We start from the raw sequence: 15,723 nt of genomic DNA on the forward strand, positions 1-15,723 counted from the left end.
TCAATTCAAGTTCTTGCTCATGGCGCGCAGCGTTGGCATGCGCTCCTTGAGCTTGGCTGTATCGGCTGCATCGGGCCGGGCATCGACGTAGGCTTCCAGGTCTTCCAGCGCAGGCCGGAAGCACTCCAGGTTGGCGTAGGCCAGCCCCCGGTCGCGCACTTCCTCGATCGAGTCAGGCAGCAGAATCACCAGACGCTGCTGCACCGCCAGCAGGCGTTGCCAGCGCGATTCCTGCAGATAGATCGCCTTCAGATTGCGCAGCATGCGCGCGATGATTTCGCGGTGCGTGGCCACCTGCAGGAACACCCCGAGCGGCACCGTGTTCGGGTCTTCGATGCCTTCCTTCTCCAGGTACGGGTCGAGCATGTCCTGCAACTCTTCCTTCGACAACGTCTGGCCCGTCAGCGGATCCAGCACGACCTCGCCCGCAGGAATGCTCATACGCACCAGGAAGTGGTTCGGAAAAGACACGCCCTTGAGCGGCAGGCCGATCTGCTGGCCGATCTCCATCAGCAGCACGGCCAACGAGATCGGAATGCCGCGCCGGCTCTGCAGCACCGCATTCAGATAGGAGTTCTCGGGATCGTAGTAATCGTTTGCATTGGGCCCGAAGCCCAGCTCGCGATAGAAGAACTGATTAAGCAGGCGCAGGCGCTGGATGGCCGGCGTGCCATCGGCGATGCGGTTTTTGATTCGCGCGACAAGCACGTCAATGGCGGCAAGCTCTGCCTGCAGGTCCAGATCCGGATACGCGTCCTGCGCAATCGACAGGGCGGTTTCTGTGAGGGGAATGCTGTCGTCGTCCGCGACCAGGGCCGAAAAATAATCGAGGACTTTAGTGGTCATCAGATGGCCTTTTTTCGGAACGTGGAAAACTTCAATCCGGTGAGCCACAGTGTACCGAAATAGACCACCGCGCACAGGACCAGGCTTGCCCCGAGCAGCGCGATGCGCACGAGTGGCTTGGAGCCCAGTCCCACCCAATCAAAATTGTGCGCAAGCCACAGCAGCACGCCCGCCAGCAGCAGTACGGCAGACATCACCTGCGCGATGAACAGTCCCCAGCCCGGCAGCGGATGGTAATAGCCGCGCCGGCGCAGGCCGAAGAACAGCAGCGCCGCATTGATGGTTGCGCCAAAGCTGATCGACAGCGCCAGCCCGGCGTGTCCGAAAATCGGCACGAAAACATAGTTGGACAACTGCGTCGCCACCAGCACCACCAGCGCAATCTTCACCGGCGTGCGGATGTCCTGCCGCGCATAGAAGCCCGGCGCCAGAATCTTGATGACAATCAGCCCGATGAGTCCCACGCCGTACGACGTCAGCGCTTGGCGCGTCATCTCGACGTCCATGCCGGTGAATTTGCCGTAGTGGAACAGCGTGGCTGTGAGCGGCGCGCCAAACACGAACAGCCCCACCGCAGAAGGCACCGCCAGCAGCACGGTCAGCCGCAGGCCCCAGTCGAGCAGTGACGAGTACTCTTCACGGTTGTTGTCGGCGCTTGCCTTCGACAGGCTTGGCAGCAGGATCGTCCCGAGCGCCACGCCCAGCAGCGCGGTCGGGAATTCCATCAGCCGGTCGGCGTAGTTCAGCCACGACACGCTACCCGTTGGTAGGCGCGATGCAATGTTGGTGTTGATGATCAGGCTGATCTGCGCGACCGACACCGACAGCGTGGCCGGCAGCATCTGCTTAAGCACGCGCCGCACGCCCGGGTGGTGCCACGCTTGTCGCACATTGAATGACACGCGTGGCAGCATGCCCACGCGTCGCAATGACGGGACCTGAATGGCCAGCTGCAGGATGCCGCCCACCATCACCGCGTAGGCCTGTGCGTAGATAGGGGTTTCGAGGTACGGCGCCACAAACACCGCTGCCACGATGAACGACAGGTTCAGGAGCACCGGCGTGAAAGCGGGCACCGCAAACTGTCGCCACGTATTGAGAATGCCTGATGCCAGCGCCACCAACGACACGAGCCCGATGTACGGAAACATCACGCGCGTCATGAAGATCGCCGAGATATAGGCTTGGTTCTCGTGCGCCTTGAAGCCCGTCGCGACAGCGGTGACGATCAACGGGGCGCCGATCACGCCCAGCGCCGAGATGACCACCAGGAACCACGTCATCACCGTGGCCACCGAGTCGACCAATGCGCGTGTTTCGGTTTCCCCCTGGCGATTCTTGAATTCGCCCAGGATCGGCACGAACGCCTGCGAGAACGCGCCCTCGGCCGAAAGCCGGCGTAGCAGGTTCGGGATGCGGAAGGCGACGTTGAAGGCATCGGTGTACACCGAGGCACCGAAGGCGCGGGCGATCAGCGTTTCGCGGATAAGCCCGGTGATGCGCGAGAGCATCGTCAGGCCGCTGATCGTGGCAAGTGTTTTGAGGAGATTCAAGATGAATGCGTGGTTGGGCGCCGCCTGGGAGGCAAACACGGCGATGGCGGTCTGACCGACGGCGCCATGCGGGGTTCGCGCCCGCGTGACTGACGTGGCCGGAGGGCACAATTGCGGCCGTATTATAGGGACCGGCTCGCCATGTGCCCAAAAGTGCCGCAAAAGCCGCAAACTGCCTTTATCCGGGTGATTTCACAACAGGGTTTGCGTTGGGCGCGGAAGTCTGCGTATAATTGCCGTCTTTCACCAATTTGCGCGCTTCGGCCTTCCGTGTCTCCCGGGGCGCTTGCTACCGTTTCTTCAGGGATTTTTCCATGGCAAACACCGCACAAGCACGCAAGCGCGCACGCCAAGCCGTCGTTCAGAACGCTCACAACTCGGCTCTGCGCTCGCGTCTGCGTACCGCAATCAAGGGCGTCCGCAAAGCTGTGGCCGCTGGCGACAAGACTGCCGCAGCTGCTGCATTCAAGACTGCTCAAAGCACGATCGACAGCATCGCTGACAAGAAGATCGTCCACAAGAACAAGGCTGCACGCGCCAAGTCGCGTCTGTCCGCTGCCATCAAGGCAATGGCTGCCTAAGTTCGGGTGATGCCGGCCTAGCCGGCATGGCGCGACACGCAACGTCGCGCTCCGACGATAAAAAAGCCCGTCTTCGGACGGGCTTTTTGCATTCTGCGCGCCTGCAATGTGCGAGGCGCTACGCGGAGCGATGTTCTTGGCGGATTAGCTTTTCGTGGGAGCGCCGCCTTCGGGCAGGATGCAGGCTTCCACAAGTTGCAGGTTGTTGTCGTGCGCGAAGTTCAGCACGAAATCTAGCGCCTTGGGTTCGATGTCGCGCAGGCGCTCGTCCACGAACACGCTTCGGATGCCGCCCGACATGACGGGGCGCACATAGGGGGAATAGGTGAAGCGCGGATCTCCGGTATCACCGGCGGGGCGGAACTGCGCCATCACGCCGCACAGCCGATCGGCCCAGTCGCTCGGGCGGAAGGTCTTTCCGTCGCGGGTGACGCCCTGGATAAAGAATTGGCGAGGGTTGGCTGCCATGGACTGCGTGGGGCTGTGGAGATTTGCAAACGACTTCGACCGTGCGGGTGCTGCAACGTTCGAGCGGGGTGCACTTGTGGTGCGGATGATGCGCCTGCCTGGTTGCCGATTCGTGAACCGGACGGACCGGCTCGTCGTGCCGGTTTGCGGGCGGTTGGGGCATCCGAAGCAGCGAGTATTATATCTTATATAAGACTTTCATCGGCCTTTCACCCGGGCCTTTGTGGTAGCGGCCCGCGCAGGCGCGAAACTCGCCAAACGGGTGGCGATCCCGTATGATGGGCTGAATCTTCAACAGGCAAGGCGGCTAGGGCGACGTGTCACGGGATGCTTCCGGTGCGTCATCTGCAGGCCGCCTTCGTTGTTTTATGAACCCACCAAGCTCGATCAAGCACTACCTGCAGTTCAAGGACTTTTCGCTGGAAGAGTACGAATACCTGCTGGACCGTTCCGCGATCCTCAAGGCCAAGTTCAAGAACTACGAGACGTGGCACCCGCTGCACGACCGCACGCTGGCCATGATCTTCGAGAAGAATTCCACGCGTACGCGCCTGTCGTTCGAAGCCGGCATTCATCAGCTTGGCGGCCACGCGGTCTTCCTGAACACGCGCGATTCCCAACTGGGCCGCGGTGAGCCGATTGAAGACGCGGCGCAGGTCATCTCCCGCATGACCGACATCATCATGATCCGCACCTTCGGGCAGGAGATCATCGAACGTTTTGCCGCGCATTCGCGCGTGCCGGTCATCAACGGGCTGACCAACGAATACCACCCGTGCCAGGTGCTGGCCGACATCTTCACCTTCATCGAACAGCGCGGCCCCATCAAGGGCAAGACCGTCACGTGGGTGGGCGATGCCAACAACATGGCGTACACGTGGATCCAGGCGGCTGAGATTCTCGGCTTCCGCTTCCATTTTTCTGCACCGAAGGGCTATCAGCTTGATCCGGCCATGGTGGCCGATTCCGCTTTGCCGTTTGTGCATGTGTTTGAAAGCCCGCTTGAAGCGTGCGACGGCGCGCATCTGGTGACCACCGACGTGTGGACCAGCATGGGCTACGAAGCCGAGAACGAAGCGCGCAAGAAGGCCTTCGGCGACTGGATGGTCACCGAGGCGATGATGCAGCGCGCGCAACCCGATGCGCTGTTCATGCACTGCCTGCCCGCGCACCGTGGCGAGGAAGTCGAAGCGGCCGTCATCGACGGCAAGCAAAGCGTCGTGTGGGATGAAGCGGAAAACCGCCTGCACGTGCAGAAGGCGCTGATGGAATACTTGCTCTGCGGTCGTTACTAAACTCGAGCCTGACGCCATAGAAAAAGGCCGCTCCGATTGACGTCGGAGCGGCCTTTTTGCCTTGATGCGGCAGGCAGTTACTTCTTGCCGCCGTCGAGTTGGGGCAGCGCGTTGGCGGTGCCCAGCGACAGCAAGCCGGCCTTCGAATAGATGGCCAGCTTGTCGCGCGTGTCCATCAGGTCTAGGTTGCGCATGGTCAGTTGGCCGATGCGGTCAGCCGGGCTGAACGGTGCGTCTTCGACCTTCTCCATCGACAGACGCTCAGGCGCGTAGGTCAGGTTCGGCGATTCCGTGTTCAGGATCGAGTAGTCGTTGCCGCGACGCAGTTCCAGCGTGACGGTGCCGGTCACGGCGCGGGCCACCCAGCGCTGGGCGGTTTCGCGCAGCATGATCGCTTGCGGGTCGAACCAGCGGCCCTGGTACAGCAGACGGCCCAGGCGCAGGCCGTTGATGCGGTACTGCTCGATGGTGTCTTCGTTGTGGATGCCGGTCACCAGGCGTTCGTAGGCGATGTGCAGCAGCGCCATGCCCGGGGCTTCGTAGATGCCGCGGCTCTTGGCTTCGATGATGCGGTTCTCGATCTGGTCGCTCATGCCCAGGCCGTGACGGCCGCCGATGCGGTTCAGCTCCAGGAACATCTCCACCGGGTCGGCGATTTCGCGACCATTGACGGCGACCGGGCGGCCTTCGTCGAAGGTGATCGAGACTTCTTCCGCCTTGACCTCGACTTCCGGCTTCCAGAACGCCACGCCCATGATCGGGTTGACGATGCGGATGCCGCTGTTCAGATGCTCCAGATCCTTGGCCTCGTGCGTGGCGCCCAGCATGTTGCTGTCCGTCGAGTACGCCTTCTCGGCGCTCATCTTGTAGCCGAAACCTTCCTTGGTCATGAAGGCCGACATTTCAGCGCGACCGCCCAGCTCGTCGATGAAGGTCTGGTCCAGCCAGGGCTTGTAGATCTTCAGTGCCGGGTTGGTCAGCAGGCCATAGCGGTAGAAGCGCTCGATGTCGTTGCCCTTGAAGGTCGAGCCATCGCCCCAGATGTTGACGTCGTCTTCCTTCATGGCGGCGACCAGCATGGTGCCGGTCACGGCGCGGCCCAGTGGCGTGGTGTTGAAGTACGTAATGCCGCCAGTGCTGATGTGGAAGGCGCCGGATTGGATAGCGGCAATGCCTTCATTGGCCAGCTGCGGGCGGCAGTCGATCAGGCGGGCCTTCTCTGCACCGTACTCCATGGCCTTGCGCGGGATGGCATCGTAGTCTTCCTCGTCGGGCTGGCCCAGGTTGGCGGTGTAGGCATAGGGCAGCGCGCCCTTGTTCTTCATCCAGCGCAGCGCAGCGCTGGTGTCGAGACCGCCCGAGAAGGCAATGCCGACCTTCTGGCCGACGGGAACGTGTTGCAGGATGGTTTCCATGGTGTGTCTCTTCAGTCTTTCAGTTCTTTGAACCTGTTCAGAATCCGTAGCGAGCGGTTCGAGGTTGGCCTGAGAAGCGCAGCCGTACATGGGTACGGCGAGCATCACAAGGTCAAGATCGAGCCGCGCAGTAGGATCGTGGACAGGTTCAGGCGTAGTGGCAGATGTAGTGGTAGGCCTCGGTCACCCGAATGTCGAACTTCGAGTTGGCCGGAACCTGGAAGCTTTCGCCTGCGCCGGACGTCTTCCATTCATCGGTGCCGTCGAGCTTGTATTCGCACGAACCGCCCACGCATTCCATGATCTCGGCGGCGGCCGTGCCGAAAGTCAGCGTGGCCGGCAGCACCACGCCCACGGACTTCTTGGTGCCGTCAGGCAGGGTAAAGCTGTGGCTGACGCACTTTCCGTCAAAGTACACATTGGCCTTGGTGGTCAGGCGGACGCCGTCAAAGGTTTCGGTGGTCATGAAATGGAACGGGAAAAGGGAGGTCGTGGGGTCAAACCAGCCATTTTAGGCCATTGGATCGACCGCGGGTACGTCAGGCGAGTGCCGCCCGGATCTTGAGGCGTGCGATGTGGCGCAAGATGCCCAGCGAGCTCCTCCGCCCGCCTGTTTACACCACGACCGGTTCAGGCTCGATGCGCACGCCAAAGCGCGCATGAACCGCGTCCTGGATCTCGCGTGCCAGTGTCATCAACTGGACCGCGCTGCCGCCGCCACGGTGCACCAGCACCAGCGCCTGTTTTTCATATACGCCCACCGCTCCGCTCTGCCGGCCCTTGAAACCGCACTGATCGATCAACCAGCCGGCGGCGAGCTTGTACGTGCCGTCGGGCTGTGCATATCCGACCAGATTCGGGAAACGCTCGGCCAGCGCATCGCGCGTGGCGGCATCGACGATGGGGTTCTTGAAGAAGCTGCCCGCGTTGCCGATCTCGGCCGGATCGGGCAGCTTGCGGCGGCGGATGGTGACCACCGCATCGAAGATGTCCTCCGCCGTCGGGCTGGCGACATGTTGCGCGGCCAGCTCGCGCGCGAGTTCGGCGTAATGCGTGTCGGGCTGCCAATCGACCGGCAGGGCGAAGGTGACCTCGGTGATGACATAGCGATCGGCGCCGGCACGCTTGAAGAGGCTGTCGCGGTAGCCAAAGGCGCAATCGGTGGCGGTGAGGGTGACAAATTCGCCAGCGTGGCGGTCGTAGGCGCGCAGGGAATGGAAGCGGTCCTTGATCTCGACGCCGTATGCGCCGATGTTCTGGATGGGCGCCGCGCCCACCGTACCGGGAATCAGCGCGAGGTTTTCCAGCCCAGGCAAGCCATGCGAGATGGTGTGGGCCACCAAGCCGTGCCACGATTCGCCGCCGCCTGCAGTGACGGTGTTGACCTCGCGGCCGTTGACCGTGCTTTGGCCGGCAGCGATGCCCGGAATCTCCATCAGCAGCACGAGGCCTTCGAAATCGCGCGTGAGCACGACATTGCTGCCACCACCCAGCACCAGCACAGGCAGGCCTTGCACGCGCGGGTCGGCCAGTGCGGCGGGAATGTCTTCCGGCGTGCGAGCGTGGGCGGCATAGCGCGCAGTGGCCTCAAAACGGAACGTGTTGTGCTGGCCTAGGGGATAATGCGTGTCGAGCAACGCCATGGCGCCAAATCTGCTGGGAAAGCCGAGATTATAGAAGCCATGGCGCACGCGGCCCCCGCCCAGAGGCGCCGCAGCAACCCGAATTCAAGTCTGCAAGGAGAACACGATGCCGTCGTTTGACGTGGTATGCGAAGCCAACATGGTGGAAGTGAAGAACGCCGTGGAACAGGCTAACAAAGAGATTTCGACGCGATTCGACTTCAAGGGATCGGACTCCCGCGTTGAGCATAAGGAGCAGGAACTCACGCTGTTTGCCGATGACGATTTCAAGATCGGCCAGGTCAACGACGTGCTGATGAACAAGCTCGCCAAGCGCAACGTCGACGTACGTTTCCTGGACTACCAGGACAAGCAGAAGATCGGCGGCGACAAGATGAAGCAGGTCGTCAAGATCAAGAAGGGCGTCTCGGGCGACCTGGCCAAGAAGATCGTCAAGACGATCAAGGACAGCAAGATCAAGGTGCAGGCGAGCATTCAGGGCGATGCGGTGCGTGTGACCGGCGCCAAGCGCGATGACCTGCAAAGCGTGATCGCCATGCTGCGCAAGGACGTGAGCGACACGCCGCTGGATTTCAACAACTTCCGCGACTGAGCCCGTCGCGCTCCCAAGCAAAACGCCCCGCACGAGCGGGGCGTTTGCATTTGCAGCGGCAAAACTTCACTGCGACAGCTTGGTTACCTTCAGCGCCGGATCGGCAGCGATGGCGGCTTCCGAGAACGGCAGCCGGTTCCAGCGCTTGGCCGAGAACTCGCGCATCTGGTCGAACGCATGCGGCGAGGCCGGATCGCTGGATTCACCGTAGGTCAGCAGCGCATCGGCAACCGGCCCCTGATCGTCGAACGTGACGGTCTGGATGTAGCTCGTGCCGAAATACACTTGCAAGCCCTTCGGCCCAATCGGCGTGCTTTGCAGCTTGTTCAGCACGCCTTCGTACTCCTCGCCGCCGTGCAGGGCGATATCGCCACCCGGCGCGTGTGCCGCCTGAACCGTGCCTAGCGGTGCGTCCAGCGCAAAGCCGGCCGTGCGGACGGCGCCCACGGCATCCTTTAACGCTTTAAACACGGCCGTGCGCACGGTTGCATCGCTCATGCGCAGGTCGCGCGGTGTGTGGATCGGATCCGCCGGGTTGAAGTCGACCGCGTAGACATGCGGGATGTCCTTGGCGCGCATCCAGAACTCGCGGAACAGGTGCGCAGCGCGGGCGTCGACGTTGTCCGTGAGGTTCCATTGCGCAAGGGCAGCGCAGCCATCGCGCACATCGGCATCGAGGTTGTCCGTGGCTTTGCAGGCGGCCAGCAGATCATCGCGCACGAGGTGGCCGGCGAGGTTGGCGTCGCGGAAGATCATCGCTTGCAGGTTCGGCAGGTTCACCTTGTTGCCCGGCAGCCCGTCGGTGCCGGCGAGGCGGCGCTCGATCTCGATCAGGCCGATGCGGGTGCGCAGGCGTTGAGGCACGTCGGTCGAGCCCAGCACCGGCGAGAAACCCGTCAGTTTCTGCGCCGGGTTGCTCAGCCACGAGCTGTCGTTGCTGTTGGCGACGTAGTCATCGCGCTCCAGCACCGGCATGCGTGCGGGCGCCACCAGGCCCGGCACGGGCGATGCCGGATCGACCTGCCAATTGCACGCACTGCGTGAGCCGTCGAGCAGCACCAATCCCACGCCCTTGAACAGCTTGTCGGCCAGCGGAGACGGCGCGCAACGCTTGAGCGCTTCAGCCGACACATCCGGCGTGGTCGACACATCGGCAAACAGCGCGCGGCCGTTGCGGTCGGTGGCAATCGTGTTCACCCAGGGAATGCCGAGATTGCCGATGGCCTGCCGGATACCTGCCACATCCTTGGCCTGCGCGATATGCAGCCACGTATCGATGGAGCGCGTGTTGTTGCGATTGGCGTCGCGCAGCGTGTATGCCTTCTGCGTGGTCCACGGCATGCCGCCGGCGGGCATCGACAGCACGGGGCCATACACGGTGTTGTAGAAGGTGTGGGCGCGATGCTCGATGCGGCCGTCCGGCAACTTCACGTCAAACGCGACGGTGCGCGTCGTCATTTTGTGCGGCTTGCCGTCGATCAGGTAAGTGGTCGGGTCGCCCTCGGCCAGTTTCAATTCGAACAGCGTGAAGCGGCGGCCGGTGGAAACGGTGTGCGTCCATGCCACGTCTTTGTTGAAGCCGATGCTGACGACGGGGAACGCGGCAATCGACGCACCCATCACGTCCAGCTTCCCGGGCACGGTCAAGTGGACCTGGTAGAAGCGGTTGGTGGTCGTCCACGGGAAATGCGGGTTGCCGAGCAGCACGCCGCGGCCCGTATCGGTGGCGGTCTTGCCGAAGGCCCAGCCGTTGGAGCCGATCGGCATGTCGCGCAGCTGCAGATCGCGGTCGAGCGCGGCGGTGTCGACAGCATGCGGTGGAATGACGGCGGAGGCAGGCGCGCCGCCCGGCGGCTGCGCAGCGACGATGCTCGCCAGCATGGCGCCTGCGCTGGCCTGGATGGCCTTTTCTTCGCCCATCAGCATCATGTCGGCCACCGTGAGGGGGCGTACCCAGTCGGCATTGCGGCATGCTGCCGGGCGGTTGGCGGCCGGTGTGTCTTTCAGATAGCGGTTGTAGCCCGCGATGTAGCCGCGCAGCAGCTCGCGCGCTTCAGGCGACATTTGCGCATAGCCAGCGCGCAGGCCAGCTTCATCAAACGCACTCTTGAAGAAGGCGTCGGCTTGCGTGTTCGGCACCGGCTTGAACGACACCACGACGGTGCCGTCCGGCCCGAACGTCTTCGAGCGCTCGCCGTGCACGGTGACGACCTGGTCGGCCAGCAGGCACACGTTGTCCTGTGCATAGGCATAGGCCATGCCGAAGCCGAGGCTGGCGTAGTCGTTGGCGCGGACGTGCGGAATGCCGAAGCGGGTGCGGCTGATTTCGGCCGAAAGGCCGGTGTCCGAAGGCGTGGTCCAGCCGCGGTCTGTGCTGGCGCAGCCGGCCAGCGCCGCAAGCGCGGCCGTGGCAAGCGTGGTGCGCAATGCGAATCCCTGCATGAATCGCTGCATCGTGCGTTGTCTCCTGATGTCGGTGTTGTTATGGGCGGTTGCGTCTGTGCGCAGCCACCGTCGCATCGTCAATCGGGCGATTCCGATCCGAAAGAGGTATTCCCGCCAGAATTGGGGTCAATATCGCCACGCGGATTGCGGCCCGCGCCTATACTCGGGCATGCCAAAAATCGACCTTCTGACCTTTCCGGACGCTGCTTTCTCCATGTTGGCGACCGCCGCCGACACGCTTCGCGTGGCCAATGCGCTGGCTTCCATGCAAGGCGGCAAGCGGGCCAATGCCGCCAAGGCGCCGGTATTCGGCTGGCGACTCATCGCGCGGGACCCGGCGCGTTGGCAGGCCGCGGCAGAAACGCTCGCGTGCCCTTGTGACGCACTGGCAGAAGACGACACGCACCTCGGTGATGCGTTGATCGTCCCCCCGCTGCATTTCGATCACATCGGCACGCTGGAGCAGCGTCTGGCCCTGCTCGAAGTGGAGCGCGCCATCATCCGCCGTTATCTGGGTGCGGGGCGGCTGGTGGCGTCGCCCTTCACAGGTGTGGCGATGCTGGCTGACGTGCTGCCCTCAGGCCAACGATTGACGGTGACATGGCTCATCGCAGGTTGGGTGCAGGGCTACTTTCCGCATCTGAAAGCCGCGCCGGCGCAGGCCATCGTCAGCAGCGGCAACGTCATCACCGCCCGGGCGATGGAGCATGGCGTGGCGCTCATGCACCGCGTGGTCGCGCGGCTGGCTGATGCGCGGCTCGCGCGCACGCTGGGCAATACGGCGCTCGATCACCCCTCACGCGGCGAGGCGATCGGCATCTGGCTGCGCAGCAAACCGGCTATTCGCGACAGCATTGTGCTGCGCGCGAGGCGTTACCTGCAGCAGCATCTGCACGAACCGTTTGATCTGGGGAAACTCGCCGCCGTCGCCTCGACCAGCGAGCGGACGCTGCTGCGGCATTTCACGAAAACGGTGGGGATGTCGCCGCTGCAATTGCTGCATCGGCTCCGTGTGGAGCGCGCGTGCCACTTGCTGGAAGTCAGCACGCTGAGCCTGACGACGATTGCCGAGCAGTGCGGCTATCAGGACATGTCCGCCTTCCGACGATTGATCCGGCGGCACACGGGGCGGCCGCCGGGAGAACATCGACGCGCGCATTCGGTGCGCGCCGAGCTGCGAAATTAAGCGGCTTTTTTCTTCTCGCCGATGCGGCTTTCCTTGCCGGCCAGCAGCTTGGCGATATTGGCGCGGTGGCGCGCGATGAGCAGCACCGCCATCAGCGCAACCGCCCCGGCAATCCAGTCGAAGCCGTTCATCAGCACGTAGAAGAACGGCGCGAACACCGCCGACACCAGCGCCGCCAGCGACGAGTAACGGAAGAACACGGCGATGATGAGCCACGTAGCCAGCGTTGCCAGCCCGAGCCACACGTTTAGCGCCAGCAGAATGCCCGCCGCCGTGGCCACGCCCTTGCCGCCGGCAAAGCGGTGGAAGACGGGAAACAGGTGGCCCAGGAACACGGCGATCACCACGAGCGCGATGCCGGTCTCATCTACGCCAAAGCGTGGCGCCAGGAATAGCGCCAGCCACACCGCCAGCCAGCCCTTGGCCGCATCACCGAGCAGCGTGATGATGGCTGCCTTCTTGTTGCCCGAACGCAGTACGTTGGTGGCGCCGGGGTTGCCCGAGCCGTAGGTGCGAGGGTCTGCCAGACCCATGGCGCGGCTCACCACCACGGCAAACGAAATCGAGCCGATCAGGTAGGCGGCTACGGCAAAAATGACGGTTGCGACGACTGGTGACATATGGAATGTGAGAAATCAGGCTGCGGGATTGTAGCGTGGCCGCAAGCGTGCCCCAGCGGCGGCGTTCGTTTCAATCGGGGTTTGCACAATTGACGGGCTGCGCGTTCAGCACCGACGTCAGCACGCTGGGCGCCAGGCTCACCAGAAAGCCGCGCCGCCCACCGTTGATATAGATGCGCTCCAGCTCCAGCACGCTCGCCTCCACGTACACCGGCATCGCCTTACGCACGCCAAACGGCGATGTGCCGCCGACGAGGTAGCCGCTATGCCGTTGCGCCACCTCGGGCTTGCATGGCTGCACGCTCTTGCGGCCGGTCTGCCGCGCGAGGTTTTTGGTCGAGACCGAGCAATCGCCGTGCATCAGCACGATCAGCGGCTTGGCGTGCTCGTCTTCCATGACGAGCGTCTTGACGACGTGGTGTTCGTCCACGCCGAGCTGGCGCGACGACTCCGTGGTGCCGCCCTTGTCGACATAGTCGTAGGTGTGTTCGGTAAAGGCGACGCCGTGTGCCTTGAGGAACTGCGTGGCGGGCGTCTCGGAAACGTGCTTGGACTTGCTCATACGGGGCAGGGAAGAACGATCGCTATCCGCGCGGATGGTGCTGCGCATGCAGCGTGCGCAGCCGCTCGCGCGCGACGTGGGTGTAGATCTGCGTGGTGGAAATATCCGCGTGGCCAAGCAGCATTTGCACCACGCGCAAGTCTGCGCCGTGATTGAGCAGGTGCGTGGCAAACGCGTGCCGCAACGTATGCGGAGACAACGGCGCGTGGATATCGGCGAGCAGCGCATAGCGCTTGATGAGATACCAGAACGCCTGGCGCGTCATGCCTTCGCCGCGCGCGGTGACGAACAGCGCGTCCGCCGTGCGCTCGCCGAGCAGCGCCGTGCGGCCATCGCGTAAATAACGCCGCAGCCAGTCGCCCGCTTCGGCGCCAAACGGCACCAGACGATCCTTGCCGCCTTTGCCGCCAACTACGCGCACCACACCTTCGTTCAGGCCGACTTCCACCGTTTTCAGCGCGACGATTTCCGACACGCGCAGCCCGCTCGCATACATCAGCTCGATCATCGCGCGGTCGCGCAGGCCGAGCGGCGTGTCGACATCCGGCGCGTTGATGAGCGCCTCGACTTGCGTTTCGGACAGCGTCTTCGGAAAGCGCGGCGGCTGCTTAGCCGTGGGCAGCAGGCGCGACGGATCGGTGCTCACCACATGCTCGCGCAACGCCCATTGAAAGAAACGCTTGAACACCGTACGGCGCCGGTTGGCGGACGATGCGCGGCTCTCGGCATGGCGTGCGGCAAAGTAATCGGCCAGGTCACCGTCTTCCGTTTCGGCGATGGATTTGCTGCGCTCGGCGAGCCACTGCGCGTAGAGGGTGAGGTCGCGCCGGTACGCATCGAGCGTATTGCGAGCGAGGCCATCTTCTAGCCACAGCGCGTCGCAAAAGCGTTGGATGGTATCTGCGCTTTGTGGTGGCAGGGCCGGCGCTTCGGCGTCTTTCTGTGCGGCCTTTCTCATATCAGCATCACGCCTTCGTGGCGCAGCAGCCAGTGCTTGATGTTCAACAGGTAGCCATCCGTGTGATGCGAAAACCCGCCGATGCCGGACGCACTCACCACGCGGTGGCACGGAATGAGGATCGGGAACCAGTTGTCGCCGCACGCCTGCCCGACCGCGCGCGGCACGCTGCCGATCTGTTGCGCGATGGTGCCGTAGGTGATGACGCTGCCGCACGGGATGGCGCTGATGGCCCGCCACACGCGGTGCTGGAAATCGGTGCCGGCGGGCGCGAGCGGGATATCGAAGGTCGCGCGGGGATTGTCGTAGTACGCGTCGAGCTGGCGGGCCAGCCTGGCGATCAACGCGTCTGATGAATCGACGAGGGGCGTGCTATCGGGCAGGTAAACGAGTTCACGCAGGGCGCCGTCGGCCACGCGCACGCCCAGCTTGCCGAAGGGCGCTTTCAGAACGGCGTCGAAAGGGGATGGCATGACAGGGGGCCGGCGCTATAAACAATCCTGCGAATCTAGCACAGGCCCCCAGGCAGGCAGCGCTACTGATCCAGCTTGATGTTCTGCTGCTTGACCAGCGTGCGCATCTTGTCGAATTCACGCTTGATCTCGGCCATGTATTGCTGCGGCGTATTGCCGACGGGCTCGGCACCGGCACCGCGGAATCGATCGACCAGGCCCGGATCTTTCAGCGCCTTGACCGAAGCTTCGTTGAGCTTGCGGATGATGTCGTCCGGCGTGCCGGCCGGCGCGACGAGTCCGTACCACGCTGGATCATTCGCGTCCTTCAGGCCGACTTCGGCAAAGGTGGGCACGTCGGGCAGGCTATCGATGCGCTTATTCCACGCCACCACGATTGGCCGTAGCTTGCCGCTCTTGATGAACTGCATGGACGAGGGCAGGTTGTCGACCATGATCGACACCTGGTTGGCGAGCACGTCGTTCAGCGCAGGCCCAGCGCCGCGATATGGCACATGGACCATCTGCGTTTTGGTCAGCACCTTGAACTCTTCGCCCAGCATGTGGCCGATGCCACAGGTGCCCGACGTCGCGAACGAATATTTGCCGGGGTTGGCCGTCAGCGCCGCGACAAATTCCTTGTAGTTCTTGGCCGGAAAGGTCGGGTTGACCGCAATCACGTTGGCCACGGTGGCCAGGTTGGTGATCGGCTTGAAATCCTTGAGCGGGTCGTATGAAAGCTTCGGGTTGCACGCCGGGTTGACAGCGTGCGTGGAGACGGTGGCGATGCCGATCGTGTAGCCATCCGGCACAGCCTTGGCGATGGCATCGGCGCCGATCGAACCGCCGCCGCCGCCCTTGTTTTCCACCACCACGGCTTGGCCCAGCACCTTGGAAAGCTGATCGGCCACGCCGCGCCCCACGATGTCTGTCGTGCCGCCCGGCGGAAACGGAATGATCAGCTTGAGCGGCTTGGTGGGGTAGTTGTCTGCCAGCGCCGGCCCGCACAACGCCATTCCTGCGGCGCCGATCAGGCTGGCGATCAGTCGTCCCTTGGTCATCGTCTCCTCCTTGTAGCTTCGTGTGCGTTCTGCGTTCTTGTGGGGA

16 protein-coding genes are annotated in these 15,723 nt (G+C 63.3%); 4 read left to right on the forward strand and 12 right to left on the reverse strand.

Features of this window, described 5'->3' with window-relative positions; genetic code table 11:
- Together NG898_RS01205 and murJ are read right to left on the reverse strand one after the other, a co-directional pair.
- Nucleotides 1-846, reverse strand: coding sequence for a SirB1 family protein (locus NG898_RS01205; RefSeq protein WP_147213398.1), 846 nt, complete (start codon nucleotides 844-846; stop codon nucleotides 1-3).
- Complete coding sequence (gene murJ / locus NG898_RS01210) at nucleotides 846-2,399, reverse strand: murein biosynthesis integral membrane protein MurJ (protein ID WP_252690750.1); 1,554 nt, start codon at nucleotides 2,397-2,399, stop codon at nucleotides 846-848. Before murJ ends, NG898_RS01205 begins: the two co-directional genes overlap by 1 nt.
- Before the next feature lie 314 nt (nucleotides 2,400-2,713).
- Here murJ and rpsT point away from each other — a divergent pair, with 314 nt between their 5' ends.
- Nucleotides 2,714-2,980, forward strand: coding sequence for a 30S ribosomal protein S20 (rpsT, locus tag NG898_RS01215; protein WP_004631753.1), 267 nt, complete (start codon nucleotides 2,714-2,716; stop codon nucleotides 2,978-2,980).
- A gap of 144 nt (nucleotides 2,981-3,124) precedes the next feature.
- Here the strand turns inward: rpsT and NG898_RS01220 are convergent, their stop codons facing one another.
- On the reverse strand, nucleotides 3,125-3,448 hold the full coding sequence (locus tag NG898_RS01220; protein ID WP_252690751.1) for a DUF3579 domain-containing protein: 324 nt from the start codon (nucleotides 3,446-3,448) through the stop codon (nucleotides 3,125-3,127).
- 368 nt (nucleotides 3,449-3,816) lie between these two features.
- Here NG898_RS01220 and argF point away from each other — a divergent pair, with 368 nt between their 5' ends.
- Nucleotides 3,817-4,743, forward strand: a complete 927-nt coding sequence (gene argF / locus NG898_RS01225; RefSeq protein ID WP_024974875.1) for an ornithine carbamoyltransferase — start codon at nucleotides 3,817-3,819, stop codon at nucleotides 4,741-4,743.
- Between the two features lie 77 nt (nucleotides 4,744-4,820).
- Here argF and argG read toward each other — a convergent pair whose 3' ends face one another.
- From argG to murB, 3 genes are all read right to left on the reverse strand, one after another.
- A complete protein-coding gene (gene argG, locus NG898_RS01230) occupies nucleotides 4,821-6,158 on the reverse strand; it encodes an argininosuccinate synthase (RefSeq protein ID WP_252690752.1) in 1,338 nt (445 codons plus the stop codon).
- Between the two features lie 148 nt (nucleotides 6,159-6,306).
- A complete protein-coding gene (ppnP, locus tag NG898_RS01235) occupies nucleotides 6,307-6,624 on the reverse strand; it encodes a pyrimidine/purine nucleoside phosphorylase (RefSeq protein ID WP_027680653.1) in 318 nt (105 codons plus the stop codon).
- Nucleotides 6,625-6,772: 148 nt separating this feature from the next.
- A complete protein-coding gene (gene murB / locus NG898_RS01240) occupies nucleotides 6,773-7,801 on the reverse strand; it encodes a UDP-N-acetylmuramate dehydrogenase (RefSeq protein ID WP_252690753.1) in 1,029 nt (342 codons plus the stop codon).
- A gap of 106 nt (nucleotides 7,802-7,907) precedes the next feature.
- Here murB and NG898_RS01245 point away from each other — a divergent pair, with 106 nt between their 5' ends.
- A complete protein-coding gene (locus tag NG898_RS01245) occupies nucleotides 7,908-8,393 on the forward strand; it encodes a YajQ family cyclic di-GMP-binding protein (RefSeq protein WP_009241389.1) in 486 nt (161 codons plus the stop codon).
- A gap of 66 nt (nucleotides 8,394-8,459) precedes the next feature.
- Here NG898_RS01245 and NG898_RS01250 read toward each other — a convergent pair whose 3' ends face one another.
- Nucleotides 8,460-10,847, reverse strand: coding sequence for an acylase (locus NG898_RS01250; RefSeq protein ID WP_252690754.1), 2,388 nt, complete (start codon nucleotides 10,845-10,847; stop codon nucleotides 8,460-8,462).
- 205 nt (nucleotides 10,848-11,052) lie between these two features.
- Here NG898_RS01250 and NG898_RS01255 point away from each other — a divergent pair, with 205 nt between their 5' ends.
- Entirely contained in the window at nucleotides 11,053-12,024 is a 972-nt protein-coding gene (locus NG898_RS01255) for a GlxA family transcriptional regulator (RefSeq protein ID WP_252690755.1), read from the forward strand.
- Here NG898_RS01255 and plsY read toward each other — a convergent pair.
- The 5 genes from plsY to NG898_RS01280 form a co-directional block, all read right to left on the reverse strand.
- A complete protein-coding gene (gene plsY, locus NG898_RS01260; RefSeq protein ID WP_092972604.1) occupies nucleotides 12,021-12,644 on the reverse strand; it encodes a glycerol-3-phosphate 1-O-acyltransferase PlsY in 624 nt (207 codons plus the stop codon). The genes NG898_RS01255 and plsY overlap by 4 nt on opposite strands.
- Before the next feature lie 70 nt (nucleotides 12,645-12,714).
- On the reverse strand, nucleotides 12,715-13,206 hold the full coding sequence (gene ybaK / locus NG898_RS01265; protein WP_252690756.1) for a Cys-tRNA(Pro) deacylase: 492 nt from the start codon (nucleotides 13,204-13,206) through the stop codon (nucleotides 12,715-12,717).
- Nucleotides 13,207-13,228: 22 nt separating this feature from the next.
- Nucleotides 13,229-14,164, reverse strand: coding sequence for a site-specific tyrosine recombinase XerD (gene xerD, locus NG898_RS01270; RefSeq protein ID WP_252690757.1), 936 nt, complete (start codon nucleotides 14,162-14,164; stop codon nucleotides 13,229-13,231).
- Nucleotides 14,161-14,637, reverse strand: a complete 477-nt coding sequence (locus tag NG898_RS01275; protein ID WP_252690758.1) for a methylated-DNA--[protein]-cysteine S-methyltransferase — start codon at nucleotides 14,635-14,637, stop codon at nucleotides 14,161-14,163. The genes xerD and NG898_RS01275 overlap by 4 nt, the downstream gene beginning before the upstream one ends.
- 62 nt (nucleotides 14,638-14,699) lie before the next feature.
- Entirely contained in the window at nucleotides 14,700-15,677 is a 978-nt protein-coding gene (locus tag NG898_RS01280) for a tripartite tricarboxylate transporter substrate binding protein BugE (RefSeq protein WP_252690759.1), read from the reverse strand.
- Nucleotides 15,678-15,723: the final 46 nt, after the last annotated feature.

It is taken from the genome of Ralstonia mojiangensis, assembly GCF_023955645.1.
In the GTDB taxonomy this organism is placed as follows: domain Bacteria; phylum Pseudomonadota; class Gammaproteobacteria; order Burkholderiales; family Burkholderiaceae; genus Ralstonia; species Ralstonia mojiangensis.